General features: G+C 71.6%; 6 protein-coding genes. 3 read left to right on the top strand and 3 right to left on the bottom strand.

The window, feature by feature from the left end:
- The first annotated feature begins 286 nt into the window (after positions 1 to 286).
- Positions 287 to 1873, top strand: a complete 1587-nt coding sequence (gene guaA, locus OU415_RS32265) for a glutamine-hydrolyzing GMP synthase (RefSeq protein ID WP_270953281.1) — start codon at positions 287 to 289, stop codon at positions 1871 to 1873.
- A 61-nt stretch (positions 1874 to 1934) separates the two neighbouring features.
- On the opposite strand, the gene OU415_RS32260 is transcribed toward guaA, so the two are convergent.
- Entirely contained in the window at positions 1935 to 2816 is an 882-nt protein-coding gene (locus tag OU415_RS32260) for a glycoside hydrolase family 16 protein (RefSeq protein ID WP_270953280.1), read from the bottom strand.
- A gap of 173 nt (positions 2817 to 2989) precedes the next feature.
- Between OU415_RS32260 and OU415_RS32255 the strand changes: the two genes are divergently transcribed.
- The gene (locus tag OU415_RS32255; RefSeq protein WP_270953279.1) at positions 2990 to 3769 is read left to right on the top strand and encodes an E3 ubiquitin ligase family protein; all 780 of its coding nucleotides are present in this window, start codon (positions 2990 to 2992) and stop codon (positions 3767 to 3769) included.
- Here the strand turns inward: OU415_RS32255 and OU415_RS32250 are convergent.
- On the bottom strand, positions 3766 to 3957 hold the full coding sequence (locus OU415_RS32250) for a hypothetical protein (RefSeq protein WP_270953278.1): 192 nt from the start codon (positions 3955 to 3957) through the stop codon (positions 3766 to 3768). The genes OU415_RS32255 and OU415_RS32250 overlap by 4 nt on opposite strands.
- Positions 3950 to 5173 carry a PspC domain-containing protein gene (locus OU415_RS32245; RefSeq protein ID WP_270953277.1) on the bottom strand — a complete coding sequence of 408 codons (1224 nt, stop codon included), beginning with the start codon at positions 5171 to 5173 and terminating at the stop codon, positions 3950 to 3952. Before OU415_RS32245 ends, OU415_RS32250 begins: the two co-directional genes overlap by 8 nt.
- Before the next feature lie 170 nt (positions 5174 to 5343).
- On the opposite strand from OU415_RS32245, the gene OU415_RS32240 reads away from it, so the two are divergent.
- Entirely contained in the window at positions 5344 to 6579 is a 1236-nt protein-coding gene (locus OU415_RS32240) for an ATP-binding protein (protein ID WP_270953283.1), read from the top strand.
- Positions 6580 to 6602: the final 23 nt, after the last annotated feature.

Below are 6602 nucleotides of genomic sequence, written 5' to 3'. Positions count from 1 at the left end.
TTCAATTTGCTGAAGTTCTCCACCGCCCGGACGCCCTGTCCACAGGATTCGGCGCGTCGGGGGCCGCCGCGCCTCGGCCTGTCCGGCGCCCGCCACGCCGGGGGACTGCAGTTTCAATTGAAACTGCGGATCTCACCCACGGCGGATCGCAGTTTCAATTGAAACTGCGGTCCTGGTGCTGGCTGCGGGGCGTCTCGGGGGCTGGCCGGGGTCGATGCGGCTGTGGCCTTGGTTACCTGGGACAATGGCCTCAGCTCACCGGTTCATGCTAGGAGGTCGCGGCGACGTGTCCGGTTCCGCAAGCAACAGCGCCCAGGGGCCTGTTCTCGTTGTCGACTACGGCGCCCAGTACGCGCAGCTGATCGCGCGTCGGGTTCGCGAGGCGCAGGTCTACTCCGAGGTCGTTCCGCACGACATCTCCGTCGAGGAGATCAAGCACCGCAACCCCGCCGCCGTCGTGCTCTCCGGCGGCCCGTCCAGCGTCTACGCGGATGGCGCGCCCCAGGTCGACCCGGCGCTGTTCAGCGCGGGTGTCCCGGTCTTCGGCATCTGCTACGGCTTCCAGGCGATGATCTCGGCCCTCGGCGGCGCGGTGGAGCACACCGGCACCCGCGAGTACGGCCGGACCGAGCTGGAGATCAGCGGCGACGGCGGCACGCTGCACGCCGAGATGCCCGGCCACCACCCGGTGTGGATGAGCCACGGCGACTCGGTGAGCAAGGCCCCCGAGGGCTTCGAGGTCACCGCCTCCACCAAGGACACCCCGGTCGCGGCGTTCGAGAGCGTCGAACGGCAGCTGGCCGGCGTCCAGTACCACCCCGAGGTGGTGCACTCGCCGCACGGCCAGGAGGTGCTGCGGCGCTTCCTGCACGACATCGCCAAGGTCCGCCCGCAGTGGACCACCTCCTCCATCGTCGACGACACGGTCGCGGCGATCCGGGAGCAGATCGGCGACCGGCGCGCGATCTGCGCGCTGTCCGGCGGGGTGGACTCCGCGGTGGCCGCCGCGCTGGTGCAGCGCGCCATCGGCGACCAGCTGACCTGCGTGTTCGTCGACCACGGCCTGCTGCGCGCCGGTGAGCGCGCGCAGGTTGAGCGCGACTTCGTCGCGGCGACCGGTGTCCGGCTGGTCACCATCGACGCGGTGGACCGGTTCCTCGGCGAGCTGGCCGGCGTGACCGACCCGGAGGAGAAGCGCAAGATCATCGGCCGGGAGTTCATCCGCGTCTTCGAGCAGGCCGCCCGCGACCTGCAGGCGGAGGCCGGCGAGGCCGGTGAGCAGATCGACTTCCTGGTGCAGGGCACCCTCTACCCGGACGTGGTCGAGTCCGGCGGAGGTTCCGGCGCGGCGAACATCAAGAGCCACCACAACGTCGGCGGCCTGCCCGACGACCTGCAGTTCGAGCTGGTCGAGCCGCTGCGCGCGCTGTTCAAGGACGAGGTGCGCCGGGTCGGCCTGGAGCTGGGCCTGCCGGAGACCATCGTGCACCGGCAGCCGTTCCCCGGCCCGGGCCTGGGCATCCGGATCATCGGCGAGGTCACCGCGGACCGGTTGGAGACGCTGCGCGCGGCGGACGCGATCGCCCGCGAGGAGCTGACCGCAGCCGGTCTGGACCGCGACATCTGGCAGTGCCCGGTGGTGCTGCTGGCCGACGTCCGCTCGGTCGGCGTGCAGGGCGACGGCCGGACCTACGGCCACCCGGTGGTCCTGCGCCCGGTGTCCAGCGAGGACGCGATGACCGCGGACTGGACCCGCCTGCCCTACGACGTGCTGGAGCGGATCTCCACCCGGATCACCAACGAGGTCTCCGAGGTCAACCGGGTAACGCTGGACGTGACGTCCAAGCCCCCGGGCACCATCGAGTGGGAGTGATCCCCGCACTTCGAAGGGCGTCTTCCGCTTCGGCGGGAGGCGCCCTTCGCGCGTCGGCTCGTCACTGCTCGACGCGGACCCAGTCGACCAGGTAGCGGACCTCGCCGGCGGCAATCCTGTCCACTGTGGACTGAGGAAGGCCGAAGTAGGGCTCCGTCACGCCGTTGACGCCGTTCGGGTAGGTGCCGCCGAGGGCGAAGTTCAGGATCAGGAACTGCGGGTCGTCGTACGCCCACGTCCAGCCGTTGCCCTGGATCTCGTCCTTGGTGACCCGGTAGGTCTCGGTGTCGTCGACGAAGAAGGTCAGCCCGTCGGGCGTCCAGTCCACCCGGTAGACGTGCCAGTCGGCGGGGTCCGCGCCCTCGAAGTCCTGCCGCTTCGTGAACGGGGTGTCGCCGTGGTACTCGGGGCCGTGCAGCGCCGAGCTCGTCCACGGTTCGCCGACGTGCTCCATCACGTCGATCTCGCCGCAGTCCGGCCACGGCTCGCCGTCGTCGATGTTCGCGCCCAGCGACCACCACGCGGGCCACAGCCCGCTGCCGGTGGCGTTCTCCGGGAGCTTGAGCCGGGCCGCGTAGCTGCCGTAGGTGAACTCGACCTTGTCCTGCGTCTTGACCCGGCCGGAGACGAAGTCGTAGGTCTGCCCGTCCGGGGCCTGCGTGCCGGGCGCGTACCGGGGGTGCAGCGCGAGCGCGCCGTTCTCCGCCCCGGTGGCCGGGTCGTGCTCGACGTAGATGGTCTCGGGCGAGTCGACGTAGGCCTGCTGCTCCTGGTTGACCGTGCCGAAGTTCTCGCCGGTGACCTCGACCGCCCACTTGGCGCGGTCCAGTTCGGCACCGGAGAAGTCGTCGAAGAACACCTCGGCGCGGGGCTCGGCACCGGCCGGTACCGCGGTCACCACCGCGAGCGCGGCGGCCGTCGCGAGCAAGGCGTTCCGGACCATGAGCGCTCCTTCGGGGAGAACCGCGTCTTGAGCGATCGAGTATCGCGGTGCGGTTCGGCCGGTTGGGGCGATTGGCGAGTTCTGGACGGAGATCCACCTCTCGGATCAGCCGGAATCCGGGCTGCCCCGCGCGGCGGGGAACTAGGGTCTGCCGCGAGTGTCGGGAGGGCGAGATGGTCATCTTCGGGGTTCTGCTGGTGGTCGCCGCCGGCGTCGGGTTCTACTTCATGCGCCGCACCCGCGATCAGCTGCACGCGATGATCGGCGCGGAGACGCTGCCGGTGGACGAGCTGGAACGGCTGCGCCAGATCTCCGACGAGCTCGGCGCTCGCGGCGGGTTCCGCAAGCAGTGCGAGGTGGTCGGCGCGGCGTACCCGCGTCCGGAGGGCCTGCTGGTCTCCGAGTTCAGCAAGACCGAATGCGTCTGGCACCGCCACGTGGTCAAGCGCCGCTTCGAGGAGCGCCGGTACGACAGCAACGGGCGCCCGAACCGGACCCGCAAGACCGAGACCGTCGCCGAGCACACCTCGTGGGCGGGCTACGCGCTCCGCGACGACCGGGGCGTGCTGATCGGCGTCGACCCGAACGGGACCGCGCCGGACAAGCCGGAGCAGGTGGTCAGCCGGTTCGAGCCGTACCAGCGCCAGCAGGGCCCGACGGTGTTCGGGTTCCAGCTGCCGAACATCTTCGACGACAGCAGCACCATCGGTTACGAGTACGAGGAGTGGGTGATCCGGCCCGGCCAGCGGCTGTACGTGCTGGGCGAGGTGCACGACCGGATCGGTCCGCTGGTGATCGGGAAACCCGAGCAGGACGGCCACTTCGTCATCTCGACGCGCACCGAGGACCAGCTCCGCAAGAGCGCCCGCACCCAGCACCGGCTGCTCGCCGTCGGCATCCCGCTGGCCGCGCTGGCCGGGATCGCGCTGATCGTGCTCGGCGCGATCGGCTAGTTGCGGGTGCGCCGGGAGGCGATCAGCATGATCCCGCCGATCATCACCGCGGCCACCGCCAGCAGCCACTGCAGCTGACCGCCGAGGCCGAACAGCACGGTGCCCGCGATGGTGATCGTGATCAGGCCGCTGACCAGCGCGACCAGGTCGGGGCCGGTGCGTTCCGGGCGGTTCCGCTCGTCAGCCACGGGAGACCTCCACACTTCCCACCCCGACCTGCAGGTCGAGGGACACGTGACCGCCACCGAGGCCGTCCGCGCCGTAGTCGGTCGCGGTCTGGTCCGCGGCGCCGCCGCTGGACATCGCGTTCAGGCACTGCACGTCGCCGAGCCCCGTCTTGCACCCCGCGGTCACGTCGACGTTCGGGGGCAGCAGCACGGTGACGTCGCCGACTCCCACGTTGGCCGAGGTGGTGACGTTCTCGTCGGGAGCGAGCTTCAGGTCCCGCAGGTCCAAGGTGACCGTCCCGGCCGACAGCTCGTAGTTGGGGTCGAGCTCGACGGTCCTGGTGGGGACGATGGTGTAGTCGCCGATCCGGCCGGTGAAGGTGCTCGACGGCAGCGCCGAGGCCAGCATCGCCACCGCTGCCAGCGGGACCGCTGCGGCGATGAGCCCCCGCCCGCCGTGCAAGAACGAGCCGGCGATCAGCCCCAGCCCCAGCACGCCGAGCGCGATGGCCAGCGCGATGGCCAGCGGTGCTCCCAGCGAGCTGGTCAGGCCGCCGGCGAACGCCGCCAGCACCAGCGTCGTCCAGGTGATCCAGCGGCGCCGCGGACGTCGCGGTTCCGGCTGTTCGGGCTCGGCGGGTTCGGGCAGGTCCCAGGCGAACGGCGCGGCGCCGAGCGGATCCCACTTGGGCGGGGACTGCGCCTCGGCGGCCGCGGTCGTCCCGGAACCGGGGTAGACCCAGGTGTTCTCGTCCACCGGTGTCGCGGCCGGATTCGCGCTGGGCGCCGGTGCCGGGGTGGGCGGCGGTGCCACGTTTCGCTCGCCGTAGGTGCGGTGCACCAGGTAGAGCACGCCGAGCCCCGCCGCGAGCCCGATGATCGACGGCGTGCTGGTCAGCCAGAACACGCCGGGGATCAGCAGCACCACGAGGATCACGGCGAGCGTGCTGGAGGTCGGCTCCGGCTTCGGGCTGGGATTGCCCGGGACCGGCTCGCCCTCCTTCGGGAACAGCAGCCAGCCCAGCAGGTAGAGCACCACGCCGGCCCCGCCGTAGATGGCGGCCAGGACGAACGCGACCCGGACCAGGACCGGGTCGATGCCGTACCTGCGGCCGATCGCGGCGGACACGCCTCCTACCTTGCCCCCGATGCGCGGCCGGACCGGGCGGGTCGCCCAGAAGTCCCGCAGCGTGTCCTCGAACGCCGCGGCGGCCCCGGCGTGCTTCGTGCTGCTCATGCCGACCACTATCCGTGCCGAGCGGGCCAGAGGGCATCAGGGACGCCCCTGACTCGGCCCGGAATGTCAGGGACGGTCCCTGATGCTCGTGCTCGTCCGTGCGTGTGACCATCGGTGTCGTGGGAGACCAGCTGAACCAGGACACCGGGCCGGGAGCTGCCACGCAGCAGATGGCGCAGCGGCCGCGGAGCGTGGAGCAGCTGCGTCGACGTCGCAGCGGGCGCTTGGTCGCGGGCGTGGCCAGCGGGGTGGCCGAACACCTCGGGGTGCCGGTGCTGTGGGTGCGCGGGGGGTTCGCCGTGCTCGCGGTGTGCGGCGGGGCCGGCGTCCTCGCCTACGGGCTGCTGTGGGTGTTCGTGCCGCAGTCCACCGGTGTCGAGAAACCGGTGTCGAGCCGGGAGCGCCAGCAGGGCTTCGGCGTGATCCTGCTCTGCCTCGGCGCGATGGTCGCCATCGGCGGCCTGGTCTCGATGCCGAACTGGCTGGGCGCGCCGATGGTGGTGGTGCTGGTCGGCGCCGCCGTGGTGTGGCGGGAAGCCGACGAGTCGCAGCGCCGCCGCTGGCGGCAGGGCGCGCGCACCAACGTAGTCGGCGCGCTGCTCGGCGGCGGTGGTCGCTCGGCCATGATCCGCGTGCTCGCCGGGGCGGCCCTGGTCGTGGTCGGCATCGTGGTGCTGCTGGCGGGGTCGGCGTCGCTGGACGAGGTGCGCTTCGCGCTGCTCGCGGTGGGCGCGACGCTGGTCGGCGTCGCCGTGCTGACCGTGCCGTGGTGGGTGCGCCTGGTGCGGGACCTCAACATCGAGCGGGCCAGCCGGATCCGCTCCCAGGAACGCGCCGAGATCGCCGCGCACCTGCACGACTCGGTGCTGCAGACGTTGGCGCTGATCCAGAAGCAGGCCGACTCCGAGCGCGAGGTGCGGCGGTTGGCCCGCGGCCAGGAGCGCGAGCTGCGGAGCTGGCTGTACGGCCCGGACGGCTACGGTTCGCAGCGGCAGGCGGTCGAGGACGCGCCCGCCGCCACGTTCTCCGCCGAGCTGACCCGGATCTGCGGCGAGGTCGAGGACACCTTCGCGATCAAGGTCCAGCAGGTGGTCGTCGGCGACTGCGACGTCGACGAGCGGCTTTTCGCGCAGCTCGCGGCGGCCCGGGAGGCGATCGTCAACGCGGCCAAGCACGCCGAGGTCGCGGAGGTGAGCGTGTACGCGGAGGTCGAGGCCGGGCAGGTCTCGGTGTTCGTCCGCGACCGCGGCAAGGGGTTCGACCCGGCCGCCGTGCCCGACGACCGGCACGGCCTGGCCGATTCGATCCGCGGTCGCGTGCAGCGGCACGGCGGCAAGGTCAAGGTGCGGACCTCGCTCGGCGAGGGCACCGAGGTGCAGATGGAAATGCCGAGGGCGGCGGCGTGAATTCGCGTACCCTTCGGGCGAGA

The sequence above is a fragment of the Saccharopolyspora oryzae genome, assembly GCF_027853915.1.
Lineage (GTDB): Bacteria > Actinomycetota > Actinomycetes > Mycobacteriales > Pseudonocardiaceae > Saccharopolyspora > Saccharopolyspora oryzae.
Note: the sequence above shows the minus strand (reverse complement) of the source record. Positions and strands in the feature narration are given on the sequence as shown.

Bases quoted from the DNA above. Each gene is read 5' to 3' on its own strand.
- OU415_RS32255 (WP_270953279.1), top strand. From the start codon at position 2,990: ATGGTCATCTTCGGGGTTCTGCTGGTGGTCGCCGCCGGCGTCGGGTTC.
- OU415_RS32240 (WP_270953283.1), top strand. From the start codon at position 5,344: ATGGCGCAGCGGCCGCGGAGCGTGGAGCAGCTGCGTCGACGTCGCAGC.
- OU415_RS32260 (WP_270953280.1), bottom strand. From the start codon at position 2,816: ATGGTCCGGAACGCCTTGCTCGCGACGGCCGCCGCGCTCGCGGTGGTG.
- OU415_RS32245 (WP_270953277.1), bottom strand. From the start codon at position 5,173: ATGAGCAGCACGAAGCACGCCGGGGCCGCCGCGGCGTTCGAGGACACG.